Source organism: Cellulosimicrobium marinum, from assembly GCF_020551945.1.
Lineage (GTDB): Bacteria > Actinomycetota > Actinomycetes > Actinomycetales > Cellulomonadaceae > Cellulosimicrobium > Cellulosimicrobium marinum.
On sequence record NZ_JAJBZH010000005.1, the window covers coordinates 47,330 to 67,253 of the forward strand.

General features: G+C 74.1%; 21 protein-coding genes. 10 read left to right on the forward strand and 11 right to left on the reverse strand.

Annotated features, from left to right (window positions below):
- Window positions 1-24 precede the first annotated feature (24 nt).
- Window positions 25-936, reverse strand: a complete 912-nt coding sequence (gene ypfJ, locus LGQ04_RS12060; RefSeq protein WP_229243963.1) for a KPN_02809 family neutral zinc metallopeptidase — start codon at window positions 934-936, stop codon at window positions 25-27.
- Between the two features lie 74 nt (window positions 937-1,010).
- Here ypfJ and LGQ04_RS12065 point away from each other — a divergent pair, with 74 nt between their 5' ends.
- On the forward strand, window positions 1,011-2,609 hold the full coding sequence (locus tag LGQ04_RS12065; protein WP_229243964.1) for an ABC-F family ATP-binding cassette domain-containing protein: 1,599 nt from the start codon (window positions 1,011-1,013) through the stop codon (window positions 2,607-2,609).
- 54 nt (window positions 2,610-2,663) lie between these two features.
- Here LGQ04_RS12065 and LGQ04_RS12070 read toward each other — a convergent pair whose 3' ends face one another.
- The 3 genes from LGQ04_RS12070 to LGQ04_RS12080 are packed head-to-tail and all read right to left on the reverse strand — an operon-like array spanning window position 2,664 to window position 4,224.
- Window positions 2,664-3,626, reverse strand: coding sequence for an SURF1 family cytochrome oxidase biogenesis protein (locus LGQ04_RS12070; RefSeq protein WP_229243965.1), 963 nt, complete (start codon window positions 3,624-3,626; stop codon window positions 2,664-2,666).
- Window positions 3,623-3,871 carry a hypothetical protein gene (locus tag LGQ04_RS12075; RefSeq protein WP_229243966.1) on the reverse strand — a complete coding sequence of 83 codons (249 nt, stop codon included), beginning with the start codon at window positions 3,869-3,871 and terminating at the stop codon, window positions 3,623-3,625. The genes LGQ04_RS12070 and LGQ04_RS12075 overlap by 4 nt, the downstream gene beginning before the upstream one ends.
- Window positions 3,868-4,224, reverse strand: a complete 357-nt coding sequence (locus LGQ04_RS12080) for a DUF3099 domain-containing protein (protein WP_229243967.1) — start codon at window positions 4,222-4,224, stop codon at window positions 3,868-3,870. Before LGQ04_RS12080 ends, LGQ04_RS12075 begins: the two co-directional genes overlap by 4 nt.
- A gap of 129 nt (window positions 4,225-4,353) precedes the next feature.
- Here LGQ04_RS12080 and fabG point away from each other — a divergent pair, with 129 nt between their 5' ends.
- From fabG to LGQ04_RS12095, 3 genes are all read left to right on the forward strand, one after another.
- Window positions 4,354-5,079 carry a 3-oxoacyl-ACP reductase FabG gene (gene fabG / locus LGQ04_RS12085; RefSeq protein ID WP_229243968.1) on the forward strand — a complete coding sequence of 242 codons (726 nt, stop codon included), beginning with the start codon at window positions 4,354-4,356 and terminating at the stop codon, window positions 5,077-5,079.
- A 154-nt stretch (window positions 5,080-5,233) separates the two neighbouring features.
- A complete protein-coding gene (fabI, locus tag LGQ04_RS12090) occupies window positions 5,234-6,001 on the forward strand; it encodes an enoyl-ACP reductase FabI (protein WP_229243969.1) in 768 nt (255 codons plus the stop codon).
- 14 nt (window positions 6,002-6,015) lie between these two features.
- On the forward strand, window positions 6,016-6,552 hold the full coding sequence (locus LGQ04_RS12095) for a SixA phosphatase family protein (protein ID WP_229243970.1): 537 nt from the start codon (window positions 6,016-6,018) through the stop codon (window positions 6,550-6,552).
- Window positions 6,553-6,595: 43 nt separating this feature from the next.
- Here the strand turns inward: LGQ04_RS12095 and serB are convergent, their stop codons facing one another.
- Together serB and glgC are read right to left on the reverse strand one after the other, a co-directional pair.
- Window positions 6,596-7,303: a phosphoserine phosphatase SerB gene (serB, locus tag LGQ04_RS12100; protein ID WP_308016399.1), complete on the reverse strand. Its 708-nt coding sequence runs from the start codon at window positions 7,301-7,303 to the stop codon at window positions 6,596-6,598.
- Window positions 7,300-8,541: a glucose-1-phosphate adenylyltransferase gene (gene glgC / locus LGQ04_RS12105; protein ID WP_229243971.1), complete on the reverse strand. Its 1,242-nt coding sequence runs from the start codon at window positions 8,539-8,541 to the stop codon at window positions 7,300-7,302. Before glgC ends, serB begins: the two co-directional genes overlap by 4 nt.
- 105 nt (window positions 8,542-8,646) lie before the next feature.
- Here glgC and glgA point away from each other — a divergent pair, with 105 nt between their 5' ends.
- Complete coding sequence (gene glgA / locus LGQ04_RS12110; RefSeq protein ID WP_229243972.1) at window positions 8,647-9,858, forward strand: glycogen synthase; 1,212 nt, start codon at window positions 8,647-8,649, stop codon at window positions 9,856-9,858.
- 33 nt (window positions 9,859-9,891) lie between these two features.
- Here glgA and LGQ04_RS12115 read toward each other — a convergent pair whose 3' ends face one another.
- On the reverse strand, window positions 9,892-10,722 hold the full coding sequence (locus tag LGQ04_RS12115; protein ID WP_229243973.1) for an Rv1486c family protein: 831 nt from the start codon (window positions 10,720-10,722) through the stop codon (window positions 9,892-9,894).
- A gap of 27 nt (window positions 10,723-10,749) precedes the next feature.
- On the opposite strand from LGQ04_RS12115, the gene LGQ04_RS12120 reads away from it, so the two are divergent.
- The 5 genes from LGQ04_RS12120 to LGQ04_RS12140 all read left to right on the forward strand — a co-directional run bounded on the left by LGQ04_RS12120 (window position 10,750) and on the right by LGQ04_RS12140 (window position 17,275).
- Window positions 10,750-11,538 (forward strand): ABC transporter ATP-binding protein, encoded by a 789-nt coding sequence (locus tag LGQ04_RS12120; RefSeq protein ID WP_229243974.1) that lies wholly within the window; start codon window positions 10,750-10,752, stop codon window positions 11,536-11,538.
- Window positions 11,539-11,647: 109 nt separating this feature from the next.
- Complete coding sequence (locus LGQ04_RS12125; protein WP_229243975.1) at window positions 11,648-12,100, forward strand: NfeD family protein; 453 nt, start codon at window positions 11,648-11,650, stop codon at window positions 12,098-12,100.
- Window positions 12,101-12,152: 52 nt separating this feature from the next.
- On the forward strand, window positions 12,153-13,460 hold the full coding sequence (locus tag LGQ04_RS12130; protein WP_229243976.1) for an SPFH domain-containing protein: 1,308 nt from the start codon (window positions 12,153-12,155) through the stop codon (window positions 13,458-13,460).
- A 15-nt stretch (window positions 13,461-13,475) separates the two neighbouring features.
- Window positions 13,476-15,209, forward strand: a complete 1,734-nt coding sequence (locus LGQ04_RS12135; protein WP_229243977.1) for an ABC transporter ATP-binding protein — start codon at window positions 13,476-13,478, stop codon at window positions 15,207-15,209.
- The gene (locus tag LGQ04_RS12140; protein ID WP_229243978.1) at window positions 15,206-17,275 is read left to right on the forward strand and encodes an ABC transporter ATP-binding protein; all 2,070 of its coding nucleotides are present in this window, start codon (window positions 15,206-15,208) and stop codon (window positions 17,273-17,275) included. Before LGQ04_RS12135 ends, LGQ04_RS12140 begins: the two co-directional genes overlap by 4 nt.
- 36 nt (window positions 17,276-17,311) lie before the next feature.
- On the opposite strand, the gene LGQ04_RS12145 is transcribed toward LGQ04_RS12140, so the two are convergent.
- The 4 genes from LGQ04_RS12145 to LGQ04_RS12155 all read right to left on the reverse strand — a co-directional run bounded on the left by LGQ04_RS12145 (window position 17,312) and on the right by LGQ04_RS12155 (window position 19,915).
- Window positions 17,312-17,584 carry a metal-sensitive transcriptional regulator gene (locus LGQ04_RS12145; protein WP_229243986.1) on the reverse strand — a complete coding sequence of 91 codons (273 nt, stop codon included), beginning with the start codon at window positions 17,582-17,584 and terminating at the stop codon, window positions 17,312-17,314.
- A 25-nt stretch (window positions 17,585-17,609) separates the two neighbouring features.
- A complete protein-coding gene (locus LGQ04_RS17965) occupies window positions 17,610-17,726 on the reverse strand; it encodes a DUF8730 family Cys-rich protein (protein ID WP_504748217.1) in 117 nt (38 codons plus the stop codon).
- A 96-nt stretch (window positions 17,727-17,822) separates the two neighbouring features.
- Window positions 17,823-18,179 carry a rhodanese-like domain-containing protein gene (locus LGQ04_RS12150; protein WP_229243988.1) on the reverse strand — a complete coding sequence of 119 codons (357 nt, stop codon included), beginning with the start codon at window positions 18,177-18,179 and terminating at the stop codon, window positions 17,823-17,825.
- Entirely contained in the window at window positions 18,176-19,915 is a 1,740-nt protein-coding gene (locus LGQ04_RS12155; RefSeq protein ID WP_229243991.1) for an FAD-dependent oxidoreductase, read from the reverse strand. The genes LGQ04_RS12150 and LGQ04_RS12155 overlap by 4 nt, the downstream gene beginning before the upstream one ends.
- Window positions 19,916-19,924 lie beyond the last annotated feature (9 nt).

Consider the following 19,924-nt stretch of genomic DNA (forward strand, 5'->3'; position numbering starts at 1 on the left):
GACCGTCGCACGGCGCCGGTGCGGTCACAGCGTCGCGGCGCTCAGCGCGTCGCAGTCGGCGAGCGTGCCGCCGTCGTAGCCGGTCATGAACCAGCGCTGCCGCTGCTCGCTCGACCCGTGCGTCCAGGCCTCGGGGTTGACCCGGCCGGTCGCGGCCTCCTGGATGCGGTCGTCCCCGACGGCGGACGCCGCCGACAGCGCGTCGGCGAGCTGCTGCTCCGTGATCGGCTCGAGGAACGTCACGCCCGTGTCCGGGTCGACCGTGCTCGCCGCGTCTCCCGCCCACATGCCGGCGAGGCAGTCGGCCATGAGCTCGATGCGCACGGCGTCGGAATCGGGCCCCGTGCCCTGGCGGTCGGCGGCGTCCATCGCGCCGACGAGCTGCTCGACGTGGTGCCCGAACTCGTGCGCCACGACGTACATCCGGGCGAGACCGCCGTCGTTCGCCCCGAACCGGGAGGTGAGGTCGTCGTAGAAGCCCACGTCGATGTACACCGTCCGGTCGCCCGGGCAGTAGAACGGGCCGACGGCGCTCGTCGCGGCGCCGCAGCCCGTCGACACCTGGCCGGAGAAGCTCACGACGTCCGGGAGCTCGTACGCGACGCCTGCCTGCGCGGGCAGCGCCTCGTCCCAGTACGCGTCGAGGGCCTGCGCGGTCGCGCTCAGCTCGCACTCCAGCTCCGTGTTGGCCTGCTCGGCGCTGCAGTCGTCGACGTACTGCGCCTGGCCCTCGCCGAGCGCGTCCGACGACGTGCCCCCGCCGTCCCCCGTGAGGGCGCCCAGGTCGACGTCCGACCGCCCGGAGAGGAGCACGACCGCGAGCACCACCAGCACCGCGCCGATCCCGCCGCCGGCGATCACCGGCCCGCGCCGCCCGCGGCCTGCACCCTTGCGGACCCGCCCGCCCTCGAACGAGCCACCCTCCTGGAACGTCACAGGTTCAACCTAGACCCGTAGAATCGTCCAGGCCCGCCGTCGGGCACCACCCACCCCTGCGAGAGGACCCTCCCGTGATCACCGCCCACGGCGTCGAGCTGCGCGTCGGCGCCCGTGTCCTGCTCCACGAGGCCACCTTCCAGATCGCCTCGGGCGACCGGATCGGCCTCGTCGGCCGCAACGGTGCCGGCAAGACGACCCTGACCAAGACGCTCGCGGGGGAGACCCAGCCGACGGCGGGGAAGATCACGCGCGGGAACGAGATCGGCTACCTCCCGCAGGACCCGCGCACGGGCGACCTCGAGGTCATCGCGATGGACCGGGTGCTGTCCGCCCGCAGCCTCGACGTGATCGTGCGGCAGATGCGCGAGACCGAGGGCGCGATGGCGAGCGCCGACGTCGAGACCCACGAGGCGGCCATGGAGCGCTACCCGAGGCTGGAGTCCCGGTTCCTCGCCGCGGGCGGGTACGCCGCAGAGAGCGAGGCGCACCGGATCACGAGCAACCTCGGTCTCGACGACCGCGTGCTCGCCCAGCCGCTGAGCACGCTGTCGGGCGGTCAGCGCCGCCGCATCGAGCTCGCGCGCATCCTCTTCTCCGGCGTCGAGACGCTGCTGCTCGACGAACCCACCAACCACCTCGACGCCGACTCGATCATCTGGCTGCGCGACTACCTCAAGGCGTACTCCGGCGGCTTCGTCGTCATCTCCCACGACGTCGACCTGCTGCGCGCGACCGTGAACAAGGTGTTCCACCTCGACGCCAACCGCGGCGAGCTCGACCAGTACAACCTCGGCTGGGACGGCTACCTCGCGCAGCGCGAGCAGGACGAGCGCCGCCGGCGGCGCGAGCGCCAGAACGCCGAGAAGAAGGCGGGCGCCCTGCTCGCCCAGGGCGAGAAGATGCGCGCGAAGGCCACGAAGGCCGTCGCCGCGCAGCAGATGATGCGTCGCGCCGAGAAGATGCTCGCGGGTGTCGAGGGCGAGCGTCAGAGCGACAAGGTCGCCAAGCTGCGGTTCCCCAAGCCCGCCCCGTGCGGCCGCACGCCCCTCACCGCGAGCGGGCTGTCCAAGGCGTACGGGTCGCAGGAGGTCTTCGCGGGCGTCGACCTCGCGATCGACCGCGGCAGCCGCGTCGTCGTGCTCGGCCTCAACGGCGCGGGCAAGACGACGCTCCTGCGCATCCTCGGCGGCGTGGAGAAGCCCGACACGGGCGAGGTGCACCCGGGCCACGGCCTGAAGATCGGCTACTACGCCCAGGAGCACGACACGCTCGACATGGACGCGACCGTCGTGGAGAACCTGCGCCACGCCGCGCCCGACCTCACCGACACCCAGGTGCGCTCGGTCCTCGGGTCGTTCCTGTTCTCCGGCGACGACGCGGACAAGCCGACGCACGTGCTCTCGGGCGGGGAGAAGACACGGCTGGCGCTCGCGACCCTCGTCGTGTCGGCCGCGAACGTGCTGCTGCTCGACGAGCCGACGAACAACCTCGACCCCGCGTCGCGCGCCGAGATCCTCGGCGCGCTCAAGACGTACGAGGGCGCCGTCGTCATGGTCACGCACGACGACGGCGCGGTCGAGGCCCTCGAGCCCGAGCGGGTCCTGCTCCTGCCGGACGGCGACGAGGACCTGTGGAGCGACGACTACGCGGAGCTCGTCTCGCTCGCGTGACGGCCCCGCACCTGCGGGGTCTACCGCGTGGTGGGGTCCACCCCGTGCGTGGCTCTACCGCGTGCGCGGGTCGAGCTGGGCGTCGATGAGCGCGTCCTCCTCGTCCTCCGCCGTCGGGCGGCGGGTGCGCGGGTCGCGGCGAGGTCGTGCCGAGCCGGGGTCCTCGGCGGCGAGGAGGTCGCCCGCCGTGAGCGTCACGTCCTCGCCGCGGCGGTCCCGGCGGTCGCGCCGCACGAGGAGCCAGAACCCTGCCACCGCGCCCAGGGCGAACACGCCCCACTGGAACGCGTAGGACAGGTGGGAGCCCGGGTCCGTGTCGGGCTTGGGCAGGGCCTCGAGCACGACGTCCGGCGCGGGCACCTCGTCACGGAGCTGGCCGTAGGCGCCGACCGTGCGGCCCGCGGCCCAGTCGCCGCCCTCCGCGCCCGCCGCGAGCACCTGGTCGGTCGAGATGGCCTGCACCTGCCCGGCCGGCGCGTCGCGGTCGGAGGCCGGCTCGTCGGCCCGCAGGGTCACGGTCGCCTCGACCGTCCCCGTGGGCGGGTCCGGCACGTCCCCGGGCGTCACCGCGTCGGTCCCGAGGGGCACGAACCCGCGGTCCACGACGACGACCAGCCCGTCCGGCGCGCCGGGCGTCGGGTCCGTGACGAACGGCACGAGGACGTGGAACCCGGGGGAGCCGCCCACGGGCCGGTTGCGCAGCAGCACCGTGCCGTCCGGCTCGTACCGGCCCTCCAGCGTCACCGGCAGCCACACCTGCGCGGGGTCGAGGTCGCTGCCGGGGGCCGGGAGCACCTGGGACACGGGGGCCGGGGCCGCCGTGTAGTTCGCCTCGATCTGCGCGATCTCCGCCTCACGGTCGACGTAGCGGTTCCACTGCCACCGGCCGGCGACCAGGCACAGCGCCACCAGCACGACGACGCCCACGGCGAGCGTGGCCCACTGGCGCGGTGTGCGGGGCTCGTAGGTCGGGTTCGCGGCGCGCGGGCCGACCGGGGCGTCGGCGGCGTCCGTCACGGGGCGGGCCGACGCTCGAGGTCGTCGACCGGCACGGTGGTGCGCCAGAACGACCGCGCGCCGAGGAACGTCTCCAGGTGCTCGCGGTGCGCGTCGCACGCGAGCCACACCTTGCGCCGCTCCGGCGTGTGGATCTTCGGGTTGTTCCACAGCAGGCCCCACGCGGCGCCCTCGCGGCAGCCCTTCGCGCTGCAGACGAGCTCCTCGTCGCCGACCGGGTCCGCGAGACCCAGCACGTCCGTCATCCGTTCCCTCCGGGTCGCTCCCCGGGGCCGATCCCGTGGCCGTCGGGCGTCGTGCCCGGCGGCAGGGCCCGGTGCTCCATCGGGGAGGTGTCGTAGTGCACCTGGTCGCGGCCCGCGTTGGCGCCGAGCACCGCCACGTAGGGCAGCACCACCGCGGCCGCCGCGAGCACGAACGTGAGCCACGGGAGCGTGCTCCACACGGCGATCGCCGCGACGAAGCACACGAGCCGGATCCCCATCTGGACGAGGTACCGGCGCGTGCGACGGGCCTGGTCCTCGGCCAGGGGCTGCTGGGCGGACGTGATGCTCGGCACCACCTCGACGGGGCGCCCACCCGTGCGTCGTGTGCTCACCCGTCCAGTCTACGTTTGTGGCGACCCCACAAACGGTCCGTCGGACGTGTGACGTACCGCGCGCGCACGGCCCGGACCGCTCGGGGTAGGTTCGCACCGTCCCTGTCGTCGCCCCGAGGAGAGACCTCTGTGTCCGAGCCCACCGCACCCGCACCGCGCACCGTCGTCGTCACCGGCGCGAACCGAGGCATCGGCCGGGCCGTCGCCGAGCGGTTCGTCGCGAACGGCGACCGGGTCGCCACGGTGTACCGCGGCGGCGACCTGCCCGAGGGCGTCTTCGGGGCCGTGGCCGACATCACCGACACCGCCGCGGTCGACGCCGCGTTCACGCAGATCGAGGCCGAGCTCGGCCCCGTCGAGGTGCTCGTCGCCAACGCGGGCGTCACGCGCGACCAGCTCCTGCTGCGCATGACCGACGAGGACTTCGAGTCCGTGGTCGACGTCAACCTCACCGGCACGTTCCGCTGCGTGCGCCGTGTGACGAAGGGCATGATCCGCCTGCGCCGCGGGCGCATCGTCCTCGTGTCGTCGGTCGTCGGGCTGTACGGCGGCGCGGGCCAGGTGAACTACGCGTCGTCGAAGTCCGCGCTCGTCGGCATGGCACGCTCGATCACGCGCGAGCTCGGCGCGCGCGGCATCACGGCCAACGTGGTCGCCCCGGGGTTCATCGACACCGCGATGACGGCCGAGCTCCCCGAGGAGCGCCAGGCCGCCTACAAGGCCGCGATCCCCGCGGGCCGGTTCGCGCAGCCCGAGGAGGTCGCGGGCGTGGTCCAGTTCCTCGCGTCCGACGCCGCGTCGTACGTCTCCGGGGCCGTGATCCCGGTCGACGGCGGCCTCGGCATGGGGCACTGACGGGCCACCGAACCGGCCACCGGCGGGCCGCTGACGGGTCACCGGCACCCGCCCGCGCCCGACCGCGCGGCGTCCCGCGACGCCCGCACCCTGCTCTCTTTCAGTACGCTCGCCTCAGCGCGCCCGCGACCGGGTGCACGACGGAAGGACATCGATGGGTCTGCTCGACGGCAAGAAGCTCCTGGTGACGGGGGTCCTCACGGACTCCTCGATCGCGTTCCACGCGGCACGGCTCGCCCAGGAGGAGGGTGCGCAGGTCGTGCTCTCGTCGTTCGGCCGCCAGATGAAGCTCACGCAGGCGTTCGCGAAGCGCCTGCCCTCGGCCGCCCCCGTGGTCGAGCTCGACGTCACGGACCCGGCCCACCTCGACGGTCTGGCCGCGGCGGTCCGCGAGCACGTCGACGTCCTCGACGGCGTCGTGCACTCCATCGGGTTCGCCCCGCAGTCGGTCATGGGGGGCAACTTCCTCTCGGCGACCTGGGAGGACGTCGCGACGGCGCTCCAGGTGTCGACGTTCTCCTACAAGTCGCTCGCCACGGCGGCCAAGCCGCTCATGACGAACGGCGGCGCGCTCGTCGGCCTGACGTTCGACGCGCAGTTCGCCTGGCCGGTCTACGACTGGATGGGCGTGGCGAAGGCGGGCCTGGAGTCCGCGAACCGCTACCTCGCGCGCGACCTCGGTCCCGACGGCATCCGGGCGAACCTCGTGTCGGCGGGCCCGATCCGCACCACGGCGGCCAAGTCCATCCCGGGCTTCGAGCAGATGGAGGACGGCTGGCCGAAGCGCGCCCCCCTCGGCTGGGACCAGACCACGGCCGAGCCGGCCGCACGTGCGGTCGTCGCCCTGCTGTCCGACTGGTTCCCGGCCACCACCGGTGAGATCGTGCACGTCGACGGCGGCGTGCACGCGATGGGTCAGTGAGGCAGGTGGCGCAGGTGACCGGGAGCACCGGGGGCGACGGCGGGCGGCGACTGGTCCTCCTGCGCCACGCCAAGGCGGAGCGTGCGGGCGCGGTGGACGACGTGCTCCGCCCGCTGCGCCTCGACGGGCGGAGGCAAGCGAGCCGGGTGGGGTCCGCCCTGCGGGACTCGGGCCTCGTGCCCGAGCGCGTGCTGTGCTCGTCCGCGCTGCGCACGCGCCAGACGTGGGAGCTGCTGTCGGCACACCTGGGTGACGTCGCGCCCGAGGTCCTCGTCGACGACACGCTCTACTCCGCCGACGTGGCGGACGTGCTCGCGCTCGTCGCGGCGACGGACCCGCGGGTGCGCACGCTCCTCGTCGTCGGGCACGAGCCGACGATGGCGGCCACCGCGTCGCACCTCGCGGACCCGGCGTCCGACGGCGGCGCGCTCGCCCAGGTGCAGGTGGGCGTGCCCACCGCCACCTACAGCGTCCTGGAGTCCGACGCCGCGTGGGACGCCTGGCGTCCGCGCGGGGCTCTCCTCACGTACGTCGGGCGCCCCGCCGTCTGACGGTCGGTCCGACGGTCCCGCGTCGCGGTCCGACGGCCGCGGCTCAGGGGCGGCGGCGGGCGGCGTCGACCCGGTCGACGACGTCCAGCACCGCGTCGAGCCGCGGCCCGTCCACGCCGTACGGCGCCTGCGCGCGCACCATTGGCTTCGCGGCGAAGGCGATGCCGATGCCCGCGGCGGCGATCATGTCGAGATCGTTCGCGCCGTCGCCCACCGCGATCGTGTCCGCGAGGGCCACGCCCGTGCGGGCCGCGAGGTCGCGCAGCGTCTCGGCCTTGGCGGCGCGGTCGACGACGGGTCCCACGGTGCGGCCCGTGAGCCGTCCGTCCGCGACCTCGAGGCGGTTGGCACGGAAGAGCGTGATGCCGAGGTCCGCGGCGAGGTGCGCGACGATCTCCTCGAAGCCTCCCGAGACCAGGCCGACCTCCCACCCGCGGCGCCGCGCCTCGGCGACGAGCTCGCGGGCGCCGGGAGTGAACGTGGCGCGGTCCCGGACGTCCTCGAACGCCGTCACGGGCACGCCCGCGAGGGTCGCCACGCGCTCGCGCAGCGACGCGGCGAAGTCGAGCTCGCCGCGCATGGCGCGCTCCGTCACCTCGGCGACCTCCGCCCGGGTCCCCGCGTGGTCGGCCAGCAGCTCGATGACCTCCTGGGTGATGAGCGTCGAGTCGACGTCCATGACGAGCAGGCGGGTGGGACGGGTGCCGGCCACGGCGGGGTCCTCCAGGTCGGCGGGTGCGGTCGCGCTCACTCGACGACCGTCCCCTTGGGCACGACCGTGATGCCGGACTCGGTGACGGTGAAGCCGCGCGCCCGGTCCCGCTCGGGGTCGAGGCCGATGCGCGCCTGCTCCTTGATGACGACGTTCTTGTCGATGATCGCGCGGTGCACCTGCGCGTGGCGGTGCACCTGCACGCCGTCCATGAGCACCGAGTCCGAGACGGACGACCACGAGTGCAGGTACGTGCCGGGGGAGAGCACCGAGCCGACGGCGGTCGCGCCGGAGATGATGACGCCGGGGGAGACGATCGAGTCGGCCGCGTGGCCGAGGCGTCCGCGCCCCGCGTGCACGAACTTCGCCGGCGGCAGGCCCGTGTAGCCGGTGTGCAGCGGCCACTCCTCGTTGTAGAGGTTGAACACGGGGGTGACGGCGATGAGGTCCTTGTTCGCGTCGTAGTAGGAGTCGATCGTCCCGACGTCGCGCCAGTAGTCGCGGTCCCGGTCCGTGGAGCCGGGCACGTCGTTGCGGATGAAGTCGTAGACCGCGGCGGTGCCCTTCTCGACGAACGCGGGGACGATGTCGCCGCCCATGTCGTGGCGCGAGGCCGCGTCCGCGGCGTCGGCCGTCACGGCCTCCACGAGGGCGTCGGTGTCGATGACGTAGTTGCCCATCGACGCCAGGACCTCCTTCGGGGAGTCCGGCAGGCCCACGGGGTCCTTCGGCTTCTCGCGGAACGCCGCGATCCTCGTCGGGTCCTTCGGGTCGGTCTCGATGACGCCGAACTGGTCCGCCATGGAGATGGGCTGGCGGATCCCGGCGACGGTGAGCCGCGCGCCCGACTCGACGTGCGCGTCGACCATCTGGGAGAAGTCCATGCGGTAGACGTGGTCGGCGCCGACCACGACCACGATGTCGGGCCGCTCGTCGTCGATGATGTTGAGGCACTGGTAGATCGCGTCCGCGCTGCCGAGGTACCAGTGCTTGCCGACGCGCTGCTGCGCGGGCACCGGCGCCACGTAGTTGCCGAGCAGCGCGGACATGCGCCACGTCTTCGTGATGTGGCGGTCGAGGCTGTGCGACTTGTACTGCGTGAGCACGACGACCTTGAGGTAGTGCGAGTTCACGAGGTTCGACAGGGCGAAGTCGACGAGGCGGTAGATGCCGCCGAACGGGACGGCCGGCTTGGCCCGGGACCCCGTGAGCGGCATGAGGCGCTTGCCCTCGCCCCCGGCGAGGACGATGGCGAGGACTCGGGGTGCGGCGGCCATGCCCAGACGGTAGCCCCTCGGCCCGGGGCCTCGCAGCACGACCCGCATGATGGGCGCCGCGCGTTCCCTGCCGCGCGCGGGCCGGTGTCGGCTAGCGTGTGCCGCGTGAGAGTCGACCTGCTGACCCGTGAGTACCCGCCCCACGTCTACGGCGGCGCGGGCGTGCACGTCGCGGAGCTGTCCGCGGTGCTGCGCCGCCACGTCGACGTGCGCGTGCGCTGCTTCGACGGGCCGCGCTCCGCCGACGGCGTGACCGGGTACGCGGTGCCGGGCGTGCTGTCGTCCGCCAACGCCGCGCTCGGGACGTTCGGTGTCGACCTGGAGATGGCGGGCGACGTCGCCGGCGCCGACCTCGTCCACTCCCACACCTGGTACGCCAACCTCGGCGGGCACCTCGCCGGGCTGCTGCACGGCGTGCCCCACGTCGTCTCGGCGCACTCGCTCGAGCCCCTGCGCCCGTGGAAGGCCGAGCAGCTCGGCGGCGGGTACGCGCTGTCGTCCTGGGCGGAGCGGACGGCGTACGAGGGCGCGGCGGGGATCGTCGCGGTCTCCGCGGGCATGCGCGAGGACATCCTGCGCGTGTACCCGCAGGTGGACCCCGCGAAGGTCCACGTGGTGCACAACGGCATCGACCTCGACGGCTGGCGGCGGCCCGAGGGCGAGGCGGGCCTCGCGGCGGCCGACCGGGTCGTGCGCGACCTCGGGATCGACCCCGGACGCCCCGCGGTGGTGTTCGTCGGGCGCATCACGCGCCAGAAGGGCCTGCCGTACCTCCTGCGCGCGGCCCGCTCGCTCCCGCCCGAGGTACAGCTCGTGCTGTGCGCCGGGGCTCCGGACACGCCCGAGATCGCCGCGGAGGTGAGCAGCGCGGTCGCGGTGCTGCAGGCCGAGCGCACCGGCGTCGTGTGGATCGAGCAGATGCTGCCCCGCCCGGAGCTCGTCGCCGTGCTCGCCGCGTCCACGGTCTTCGTGTGCCCGTCCGTGTACGAGCCGCTCGGCATCGTCAACCTCGAGGCCATGGCCGTCGGGCTGCCCGTGGTCGGGACGGCGACGGGCGGCATCCCGGAGGTCGTCGACGACGGCGTCACGGGCGTGCTCGTGCCGATCGAGCAGGCGGACGACGGCACCGGCACCCCGCTCGACCCGGACCGGTTCGTCGCGGACCTCGCCGACGCCCTCACGCGGGTCGTCGCGGACCCGGAGCGCGCCGCGCGGATGGGCCGGGCGGCGCGGACCCGGGTCGAGGAGCACTTCGCGTGGGACGCGATCGGCGAACGCACGCTCGACGTGTACCGGACGGTCCTCGCGGCCTCCTGAGGGGCGCTCGGAAAGGGCGCACGGGCCGGGGGCTCAGCGCAGGGGGACGTCGTCCCCCACCCAGAGCGTGGCCGCGCCGACGGCGCGCCGCGACGCGCGGTCGATCTCGCGCAGCGCGGTCGAGCGCTGGTCGGCCTGCCAGAGGTTGACGGCGCCGCCGTCGTCGACCGTCGCGAGGTCGACGATCGCGCGCAGGCGCACGGCCTGCTCGAGGACCCGCACGGCACGCCCGTCGAGCGACGGCGGGACCTGCCACGCCGGCGCCCCGCCGCCGCGCAGGCCGGCGATCGCGCCCGCCGCGTCCTCGCGCCACCGGGCGACGTCGAGCGTGTCGAGCGCCTGGGTGGCCACCAGCAGCGCGGTGCGCAGCTCGCGCTCGGCCTCGGGGAGCGTGCCCGCCGTGCCGAGGACGCCCCGGTGCCACGCCGGGACGGCGGTCACGTGCCAGGTCACGAGGTGTCCCGGCTCCAGCTCCGAGCCGAACTCCGACACCTCGGGGACGAGCCCCCACGACCCGGCCGCGGTGCTGACGAGCAGGCACTCGCCGACGTCGGTGGCCGGTGCGGCGACCTGCGCCGGCACGCCCGCGACGTCCCCGGGGACGGGCGCGAGGGCGACGACCGCGCGCGTGCCGCCCGCCCACGCCCCGACGAGGTCGGCGAGACGCACCTCCCCGAGCGCGCCGTCGACGACGTGCGGCTCGTCGTCCCGCTCGACGGCGCGCACCACGCGCGTCACGGCGTCGTCGTGGGGGGTCGCGGTCGCGACCGCCCGCAGCCACAGCGCGAGCAGGGCGCTGCGGGGCAGCGCCCCGGCGGCCGCGGCGGACCCGCTGCCGGGGCCCGCGGGCGAATGGGAATCCACGTCGGCCAACCTATAGGGTCGGGGACCATGAGCGCGGTTCTCGACCTGCAGGCGATCACGGTCCGCCGTGGCACCACGACCATCCTCGACGCGGTGGACTGGCAGGTGAACGAGGGCGAGCGCTGGGTGATCCTGGGGCGCAACGGCGCCGGCAAGACGACGATGCTCCAGGTCGCGTCCGCCCGCATGCACCCCACCTCGGGCACGGCGACGATCCTCGGCGAGCGCATGGGCAAGGTCGACGTGTTCGAGCTGCGGCCCCGCATCGGCCTCGCGTCCGCCGCGCTGGCCGACCGGATCCCGCCGGACGAGACGGTGCGCGACGTCGTGCTCACCGCGGCGTACGGCGTGACCGGCCGGTGGCGCGAGCAGTACGAGGACTTCGACACCGAGCGCGCCGACGACCTGCTGCGGGCCTTCGGCGTCGACCACCTGGCCGACCGCCTCTTCGGCACCCTGTCGGAGGGCGAGCGCAAGCGCGCGCAGATCGCGCGGTCCCTCATGACCGACCCCGAGATCCTCCTGCTCGACGAGCCGGCCGCCGGCCTCGACCTCGGGGGTCGGGAGGAGCTCGTGGGGGCGCTCGCGGAGCTCGCGGGCGACCCGCACTCTCCCGTCCTCGTCCTCGTGACGCACCACGTCGAGGAGATCCCGCCCGGGTTCACGCACCTCATGCTGTTGCGGGACGGCGCCGTGCACCGCGCCGGCCCGATCGCCGAGGTGCTCACCGCCGAGAACCTCAGCGAGGCGTTCGGGCTCCCGCTCCTCGTCGCGCACGGCGGCGGCCGGTGGATGGCGCGCGCGGCGCGGGTGTGACGCCGACCGCCCGGCCCCGGGGGGACCGGGCTGCCGGCCGAGGGCGTGCGCCGGGCGCGCGACGTCGGTAAAATCCTCGTAAAAGCGCCATGTGGGAACGGGGGTCGAGATGGACTGGCTGTGGTGGGTCGGAGCGGCGTTCCTCTTCGCGCTGGTGGAGATCGTCTCGCTCGACCTCGTGCTCATCATGTTCGCCGGCGGAGCCCTCGCCGCGGCCGGGGTCAACGCCGCCGGGGGTCCGCTCTGGCTCCAGATCCTCACGTTCGCGATCGTGAGCGTCGTGCTGCTCGTGACGCTGCGCCCCTGGCTCCTGCGCCACCTGCGCGACCGTGTCCCGCTCGCCGAGACCAACGTCGCCGCGCACGTCGGGCGTGCCGCCCTCGTCGTGGACCGGGTCACCGAGACCGGCGGGCGCGTCAAGCTCGTCGGAGAGGTCTGGACGGCCCGCACCGAGCCCGACGCACCGCCCATCCCCGCCGGGGCCGACGTGCGCGTGCTACGCATCGACGGGGCGACGGCGGTCGTCGCCCCGCTCCCGGCGGAGCATCCCAGCGGACCCTGAAGCACCCGTGCGCACCGGCGGCCGCCGGTGCCCGTCGACCAGGAGGCAGCCGATGAACGACCCCAGTCCCGGAACTATCCTCGCGTACGTGGTCCTCGCGCTCGTCCTGATCTTCGTGATCGTCGCGCTCGTCAAGGCGGTGCGGATCGTCCCGCAGGCGGTCGCGCTCATCGTCGAGCGCCTCGGACGCTACTCGCGCACCCTGGAACCGGGCCTGCACCTGCTCGTCCCGTTCATCGACCGGGTCCGCGCGTCGGTGGACCTGCGCGAGCAGGTGGTGTCGTTCCCGCCGCAGCCGGTCATCACCTCGGACAACCTCGTGGTGAGCATCGACACCGTCATCTACTTCCAGGTCACCGACCCGAAGTCCGCGGTGTACGAGATCGCGAACTACATCACGGCGATCGAGCAGCTCACCGTCACGACGCTGCGCAACGTCATCGGGTCGATGGACCTCGAGCAGACGCTGACGAGCCGCGACCAGATCAACGGCCAGCTGCGCGGCGTCCTCGACGAGGCGACCGGCCGCTGGGGCATCCGCGTCAACCGCGTCGAGCTCAAGTCGATCGACCCGCCGCCGAGCGTCCAGGGCTCGATGGAGCAGCAGATGCGCGCCGAGCGTGACCGCCGTGCCGCGATCCTCACGGCGGAGGGCGTCAAGCAGTCGCAGGTCCTCACGGCCGAGGGCGAGAAGCAGGCGGCGATCCTGCGGGCCGAGGGTGACGCGCAGTCGCAGATCCTGCGGGCCGAGGGCGAGGCGCGTGCGATCCTCCAGGTGTTCGACGCGATCCACGAGGGCGACGCCGACCCGAAGCTCCTCGCCTACCAGTACCTGCAGATGCTCCCGCAGATCGCGAACGGCAGCGCGAGCAAGCTGTGGGTCGTGCCGACCGAGTTCACGGCCGCCCTCGGGTCCATCGCGAAGGGGTTCGGCGGGGTCCCGGGGATCGACGGCGGGGGAGTGCCGGGCGCGACGCCCGCGCAGGACGCCGCCGCCGCCGAGGCGAGCGCCGAGGCGCGGCGCGAGCGGGAGCGGGACCGGGTGAGGTTCGGGACGCCGTCGCTCACCGACCCGTCGGAGGCGCTCGCGGAGGCGCGACGCCAGGCCGAGGCGGCCACGGCCGACGCGACGAGCTCCGGGACGCGGTCGGGCCTCCCGTTCGACCCGCAGACCGAGCTGGGCCAGCACCCGGGCGGCGAGCACCGGGCAGCGCCGCCGGAGCCCGGCGGCCCGACGCCGCGCCCGTTGGGGGCGCAGGACCGGTACGCGCCCCCGCCACCCCCGCCGCCGGGCACCGAGGACGAGCCCGGGGACGAGGGCGACGGCACTCCGCCGCCGTCCTTCCCGCCGAACCGCTGACGGAGCCCGGCCCTCGTGCTCCTCCGGCTGCTGCGGACGCACCTGCGCCCCTACACCGCCCCGATCGTCGCCGTGCTGGTCCTCCAGCTCGCCCAGACGATCGCCACGCTCTACCTGCCGAGCCTCAACGCCGACATCATCGACCGGGGCGTGACGCAGGGCGACACCGCCTACATCATGCGGACCGGGGGCGTGATGCTCGCGGTGAGCCTCGGCCAGGTGGTCTGCGCGGTCGTCGCCGTGTACTTCGGCGCCCGGGTGGCGATGTCGCTCGGGCGGGACGTGCGGTCCTCGCTCTTCACCACGGTGCAGCGGTTCTCGGCGCAGGAGATGGGACGCTTCGGCGCGCCGTCGCTCATCACGCGCACCACGAACGACGTCCAGCAGGTCCAGATGGTCGTGCTCCTGTCCTTCACCATCATGGTCATGGCGCCGATCATGCTGGTCGGCGGCGTGGTCATGGCGCTGCAGGAGAACGTGGAGCTCTCGGCGCTCCTGCTCGTGATCGTCCCCGTGCTCGGCGTGAGCGTCGGGCTCATCGTCGCGCGGATGGTGCCGTACTTCCGGGCGATGCAGAAGCGGATCGACGCGATCAACGCGGTCCTGCGCGAGCAGATCACCGGCATCCGCGTGATCCGCGCGTTCGTGCGCGAGCGGCACGAGGAGCGACGGTTCGGGGTGGCGAACGAGGCGCTGTTCGACACGTCGTTGCGGGCGGGGACGCTCATGGCCCTCATGTTCCCCACGGTCATGCTCGTCATGAACGCGTCCAGCGTGGCGGTGCTGTGGTTCGGCGGGCGGCAGATCGACGCGGGTGCCATGGAGGTCGGCGCGCTCACGGCGTTCCTGTCCTACCTCATGTACATCCTCATGGCCGTGATGATGTCGACGATGATGTTCGTCATGGTGCCGCGCGCGGCCGTGTCCGCGGACCGCATCACGGAGGTGCTCGACGCGCGGCCGTCGGTCGTCGAGCCGGAACGTCCCGTGGCGCTGCGCGAGCGGACGGGACGCGTGGAGCTCGACGGCGTGGAGTTCCGCTACCCCGGTGCGGAGGCGCCCGTGCTGCACGACGTCTCGTTCGTCGCGGAGCCGGGCCGGACGACGGCGATCATCGGGTCGACGGGGTCGGGCAAGACCACCCTGCTCAACCTCGTGCCGCGCCTGTTCGACGTGACGGGCGGGTCGGTGCGGATCGACGGGACCGACGTGCGGGACCTGGCGGGCGACGACCTGGGCTCGCTGCTGGGCCTCGTGCCGCAGAAGGCGTACCTGTTCTCCGGCACGGTCGCGGACAACCTGCGCTACGGCAGGCCGGACGCGACCGAGGACGAGATGTGGGAGGCGCTGGGCGTCGCGCAGGCGCGGGAGTTCGTCGAGGCGCTCGACGGCGGGCTCGACGCCCCGGTGGCGCAGGGCGGCACGAACTTCTCGGGGGGTCAGCGCCAGCGCCTGGCCATCGCCCGGGCGATCGTGCGCGACCCCGCGGTGTACCTCTTCGACGACTCGTTCTCCGCGCTGGACTACGCGACCGACGCCCGCCTGCGCGCGGCGCTCGCGCCCCGCACGCGCACCTCCACGGTGATCGTGGTCGCCCAGCGCGTCGCGACGATCCGCGGCGCCGACCAGATCCTCGTGCTCGACCACGGCCGCGTCGTGGGCCGCGGCACGCACGCCGAGCTCCTGGCGACGAACGAGACGTACCAGGAGATCGTGTACTCCCAGCTCTCCATCCAGGAGGCGGCATGAGCCGCGACGCGCAGGCGCCGGCGCGGGACGCGTCGTCGACGCGGCTGGCCGGCCGTCCCCGGGGTGGCGGGCCGGGCGGTCCCATGGGCGGCATGGGCATGCCCGGCGAGAAGGCGATGGACTTCCGCGGGACGCTGCGCCGGTTCGCGGGCGCGCTGCGCCCGGAGCGCCTGCCCGTCCTCGCCGTCGTGGTGCTGGGCGTGGCGTCGGTCGCGCTCGCGGTGGCGGGGCCCAAGCTCCTCGGCAACGCGACGAACGTCATCTTCGCGGGCGTCGTCGGCTCGCAGCTCCCGTCGGGGATCACGCAGGAGCAGGCCGTGCAGGGTCTGCGGGACCAGGGGCAGGGTCAGGTCGCCGACCTCGTCTCGGGCATGCCGGGGCTCGTGCCGGGCGAGGGGATCGACTTCACGGCGCTCGCCACGGTGCTCGCGTGGGTGCTGGCCGTCTACGTCGGGTCGTTCCTCTTCGGCTGGCTCCAGGCCCGGATCACGGCGGTGGTGGTGCAGCGCACCGTCTTCCGCCTGCGGGGGGACGTCGAGGCCAAGCTCGGGCGGCTCCCGCTGTCGTACTTCGACCGCAACGCCCGCGGCGAGATCCTCTCGCGCGTGACGAACGACATCGACAACATCTCCCAGACGCTCACCCAGACGCTGTCGCAGCTCGTCACCTCGGTCCTCACCGTGATCGGCGTCCTGGCGATGATGTTCTGGATCTCGCCCCTGCTCGCGGTCGTCGCCCTCGTGACGGTCCCGCTGTCCGTGGTCGTCACGGCGCAGATCGCGAAGCGCTCGCAGCCGCAGTTCATCCAGCAGTGGGCGGCGACCGGTCGGCTCAACGCGCACATCGAGGAGATGTACACGGGCCACACCCTCGTGAAGGTGTACGGGCACCAGCAGGCTGCGGCGGACGACTTCGACCGCGAGAACGAGGACCTGTACCGGTCGAGCTTCCGGGCCCAGTTCATCTCGGGGACGATCCAGCCGGCGATGGGCTTCATCGCGAACCTCAACTACGTCGTCGTGGCCGTCGTGGGCGGGCTGCGGGTCGCGTCGGGCACGATGACGCTCGGCGACGTGCAGGCGTTCATCCAGTACTCGCGGCAGTTCACGCAGCCGATCACCCAGATCGCGTCGATGATGAACCTGCTCCAGTCGGGCGTCGCGTCCGCCGAGCGCGTCTACGACCTCCTCGACGCGCAGGAGCAGTCGCCCGACCCGACGCCCGCCGCGACCGTGGACCCGGTGCGGGGCCGGGTGGCGTTCGAGGACGTCTCGTTCTCCTACGACCCCGAGCGGCCCCTCATCGAGCACCTGGACCTCGTCGTCGAGCCGGGCCGGACGGTCGCGATCGTCGGCCCCACGGGGGCGGGCAAGACGACGCTCGTCAACCTCCTCATGCGCTTCTACGACGTCGACTCGGGCCGCATCACGCTCGACGGCGTCGACACCCGCACGATGACGCGCGACGACCTGCGCTCCGACATCGGCATGGTGCTGCAGGACACGTGGCTGTTCCAGGGCACGATCGAGGAGAACCTGCGCTACGGCGTGCGCGACGGGCACCACGTGGGGGAGGAGGAGTTCCTCGCGGCGACGCGAGCGACGTCGGTCGACCCGTTCGTGCGCACGCTGCCCGACGGGTACGCGACGGTGATCGACGACGAGGGGTCCAGCGTCTCGGCGGGGGAGAAGCAGCTCCTGACGATCGCGCGCGCGTTCCTCGCCGACCCGGCGATCCTCGTGCTGGACGAGGCGACCAGCTCGGTCGACACGCGCACCGAGGTGCTCGTGCAGCAGGCGATGAACGCGCTGCGGGCCGGGCGGACGTCGTTCGTCATCGCGCACCGCCTCTCGACGATCCGCGACGCGGACACGATCCTCGTCATGGAGGACGGCTCGATCGTCGAGCAGGGGTCGCACGACGAGCTCCTCGCGGCGGGCGGCGCCTACGCGCGGCTCTACGAGAGCCAGTTCGCGGCGCCGGTGGCCGACGCGGGCGACCCGGACGGGCCCGAGGGCCCACCGGCGTCGGCGGCACCCGCGCCGGTCCCGCCGCCGGCCGGCTGAGGTCCGGCCGGCCGACGGTCCACGGGCGGCTGGTCCTCAGGCGAGGGACAGGAAGAGCTTCTCGAGCTTGGCGACGTCGAGAGTCGGCTCCTCGCCGTCCTCGGCCGGCTCGGTGAGGCACTGGCGCATGCCGGACGCGATGATCGCGAACCCCGCGCGGTCGAGCGCGCGCGAGACGGCCGAGAGCTGCGTGACGACGTCCTCGCAGTCCCTCCCCTCGTCGATCATGCGCACGACGGCGGCGAGCTGGCCCTGCGCGCGCTTGAGCCGGTTGACGACCTTGCCCATGTCGGTGCGGTCGAGCTCCACGGCGGTCCTCCGTTCGGTGGTCGGGTCAGGCGCAGGTGCAGCGCTGCTCGGGCGGCACGTCGGCCATGACCTCGTCGGCGTGCATGCCGCAGCCGGTCCAGGTGATCTTGCCGCACCGGCGGCACAGGGCGGGACTGCACACGGGCTTCTCCTCGGGTCGTTCGGGTGGTCCTGGTGGTTCGGGTCGTCCTGGTGGTTCGGGCGGATCGGGGTGACGGGACGACGGCGCGCGCCGGGCTCAGCGGCGCACCGCACCCCCGGCAGCCTGCCACGCGCCCATACCTCCGGACAGGCTCGTCGCGGCGTACCCGAGGGAGCGCAGCTGTCGCGCCGCGGTGCGCGAGCGCATGCCGGACGCGCACACGACGACGACGGTGGCGCCGTCCCGGAGCCGCCGGGGCGCGGTGGTCGCGACGTCGCCCAGCGGGACGTGCACGGCCTGCGGCGCGTGACCGGAGCGCCACTCGTCGCGTTCGCGGACGTCGAGCAGCGTCGCGCCGTCGCGCACGAGCCTCAGCGCGGTGTTGGCGTCGACGGTCGGGCGCGGGGCGCCGTCGTCGGTTCGGGTGAACAGGCGGCGCAGGCGGTCGATCATGCGCGGGCTCCTTCGAGGACGCGGGCGGCGGACGGGGTGGAGGCGAGCGTGAGCCACCCGCCCGAGAGGTTGCGGGCGTCGAGCCCGGCGGCGAGCAGGACGCGGGTCGCGAGGGCGGAGCGCACGCCGCTCGCGCAGTGCACGGCCACGGGGCGGCCGTCGGCGGCGTCGCGCACCTCGTCGAGCCGCCCTCGCAGCTCGGTGTGCGGGACGTTGAGGGCGCCGTCGACGTGGCCGGCCGCGTGCTCGGCGCGCGAGCGCACGTCGAGCACGAGCGACGTCGCGAGCACGTCGTCGAGGTCGGCGGCGTGCCACTGCGGCATCGTGCCGTCGAGCACGTTCTGGGCGACGAACCCCAGCATGTTCACCACGTCCTTCGCGGACCCGTAGGGCGGCGCGTACGCGAGCTCGAGCTCGGCGAGGTCGTCCGCGGTCATGCCGGCGCGCAGGGCGGTCGCGAGGACGTCGATCCGCTTGTCGACGCCCGTGCGGCCCACGGCCTGGGCGCCGAGGAACCGTCCGTCGGGCGCGAAGCTCGCCGTCACGTGGACGGGCTCGGCGCCGGGGAACCAGCCGGCGTGGTGCGGGGTGTGCACGCGCACCTGCTCGTGCGCGACCCCCGCCGCGTCGAGGGCCGCGTGGCTCGCGCCGGTGACGGCCGCGGTGAGGCCGAGCACCCGCACGACGGCGGTGCCGAGCACCGGCGCCTGCGGCGTCGTACGACGGCCGAGCATCGAGTCGGCGGCACGCCTGCCCTGCCGGTTCGCCGGCCCGGCGAGCGGCACCGGGCCACGGGCGCCGGTGACGGCGTGCACGACCTCGACGGCGTCGCCCACGGCCCACACGTGCGGGTCGGACGTGCGCTGGTCGGCGTCGACCCGGATCGCGCCGCGCTCGCCGAGCGCCAGCCCGGCCGCCGCGGCGAGCTCGCTCGCGGGACGCACGCCCGCGCTCACGAGGACGAGGTCCGCTGGCAGGACGGTGCCGTCGGCGAGCTCCACGTCGACGGCGTGCGGCGCACCGGGCCGGTCGACGACGGCCCGCACCGCCGTGCCGAGGTGCAGCCCGACCCCGTGCTCGCGCAGCTCGGCCGCGAGGAGCGGGGCGAGGTCGGGCTCCAGCGGCGGGAGCACCTGGTCGGCGACCTCGACGAGCGCGACGTCGGCCCCGCGCGCGACGAGCGCCTCCACCGCCTCGAGACCGATGAACCCGGCACCGACCACGACGGCACGCACCGGCCGGCCGTCGTGCTCGACCGTGGCGAGCCGCGCGAGCGCCGCGTCGAGGTCGGGGACCGACCGCAGCGTGCCGACCGCCGGGTGGTCGATCCCGTCGACCGGGGGCAGCACGCTCGTGGCGCCGGGGGCGAGCAGGAGCGCGTCGTACGCGATCTCGTCGACGGTGCCGTCGCGCACCACGGTGACCGTGCGGCGCTCGCGGTCGACGGCGACGGCCTCGGTGCGGGTGCGGACGTCGAGGTCGAGCGCGGCGCGCAGGGTCTCGGGCGTGTGCAGGAGGAGGTCGTCGCGGTGCTGGACCTCGCCGGACAGGTAGTAGGGCAGTCCGCACCCGGCCCACGAGACGTGGTCCGAGCGTTCGAGCACGACGATCGAGGCGTGCTCGTCGAGCCGGCGGGCGCGGGCGGCGGCGCTCATGCCGCCGGCCACGCCGCCCACGACGACGATCCGGTGGGGTGTGTCGGGTCCGGGGGAGGGGTGCGCGGAGGGAGGGAGCATGGCTCCACG

Excerpts from the sequence above, each read along its gene's own strand:
- LGQ04_RS12075 (WP_229243966.1), bottom strand. The coding sequence starts at position 3,871 with ATGACGGACGTGCTGGGTCTCGCGGACCCGGTCGGCGACGAGGAGCTC.
- fabI (WP_229243969.1), top strand. The coding sequence starts at position 5,234 with ATGGGTCTGCTCGACGGCAAGAAGCTCCTGGTGACGGGGGTCCTCACG.
- glgC (WP_229243971.1), bottom strand. The coding sequence starts at position 8,541 with ATGGCCGCCGCACCCCGAGTCCTCGCCATCGTCCTCGCCGGGGGCGAG.
- LGQ04_RS12120 (WP_229243974.1), top strand. The coding sequence starts at position 10,750 with ATGAGCGCGGTTCTCGACCTGCAGGCGATCACGGTCCGCCGTGGCACC.
- LGQ04_RS12125 (WP_229243975.1), top strand. The coding sequence starts at position 11,648 with ATGGACTGGCTGTGGTGGGTCGGAGCGGCGTTCCTCTTCGCGCTGGTG.
- LGQ04_RS12130 (WP_229243976.1), top strand. The coding sequence starts at position 12,153 with ATGAACGACCCCAGTCCCGGAACTATCCTCGCGTACGTGGTCCTCGCG.
- LGQ04_RS12140 (WP_229243978.1), top strand. The coding sequence starts at position 15,206 with ATGAGCCGCGACGCGCAGGCGCCGGCGCGGGACGCGTCGTCGACGCGG.
- LGQ04_RS12150 (WP_229243988.1), bottom strand. The coding sequence starts at position 18,179 with ATGATCGACCGCCTGCGCCGCCTGTTCACCCGAACCGACGACGGCGCC.
- LGQ04_RS12155 (WP_229243991.1), bottom strand. The coding sequence starts at position 19,915 with ATGCTCCCTCCCTCCGCGCACCCCTCCCCCGGACCCGACACACCCCAC.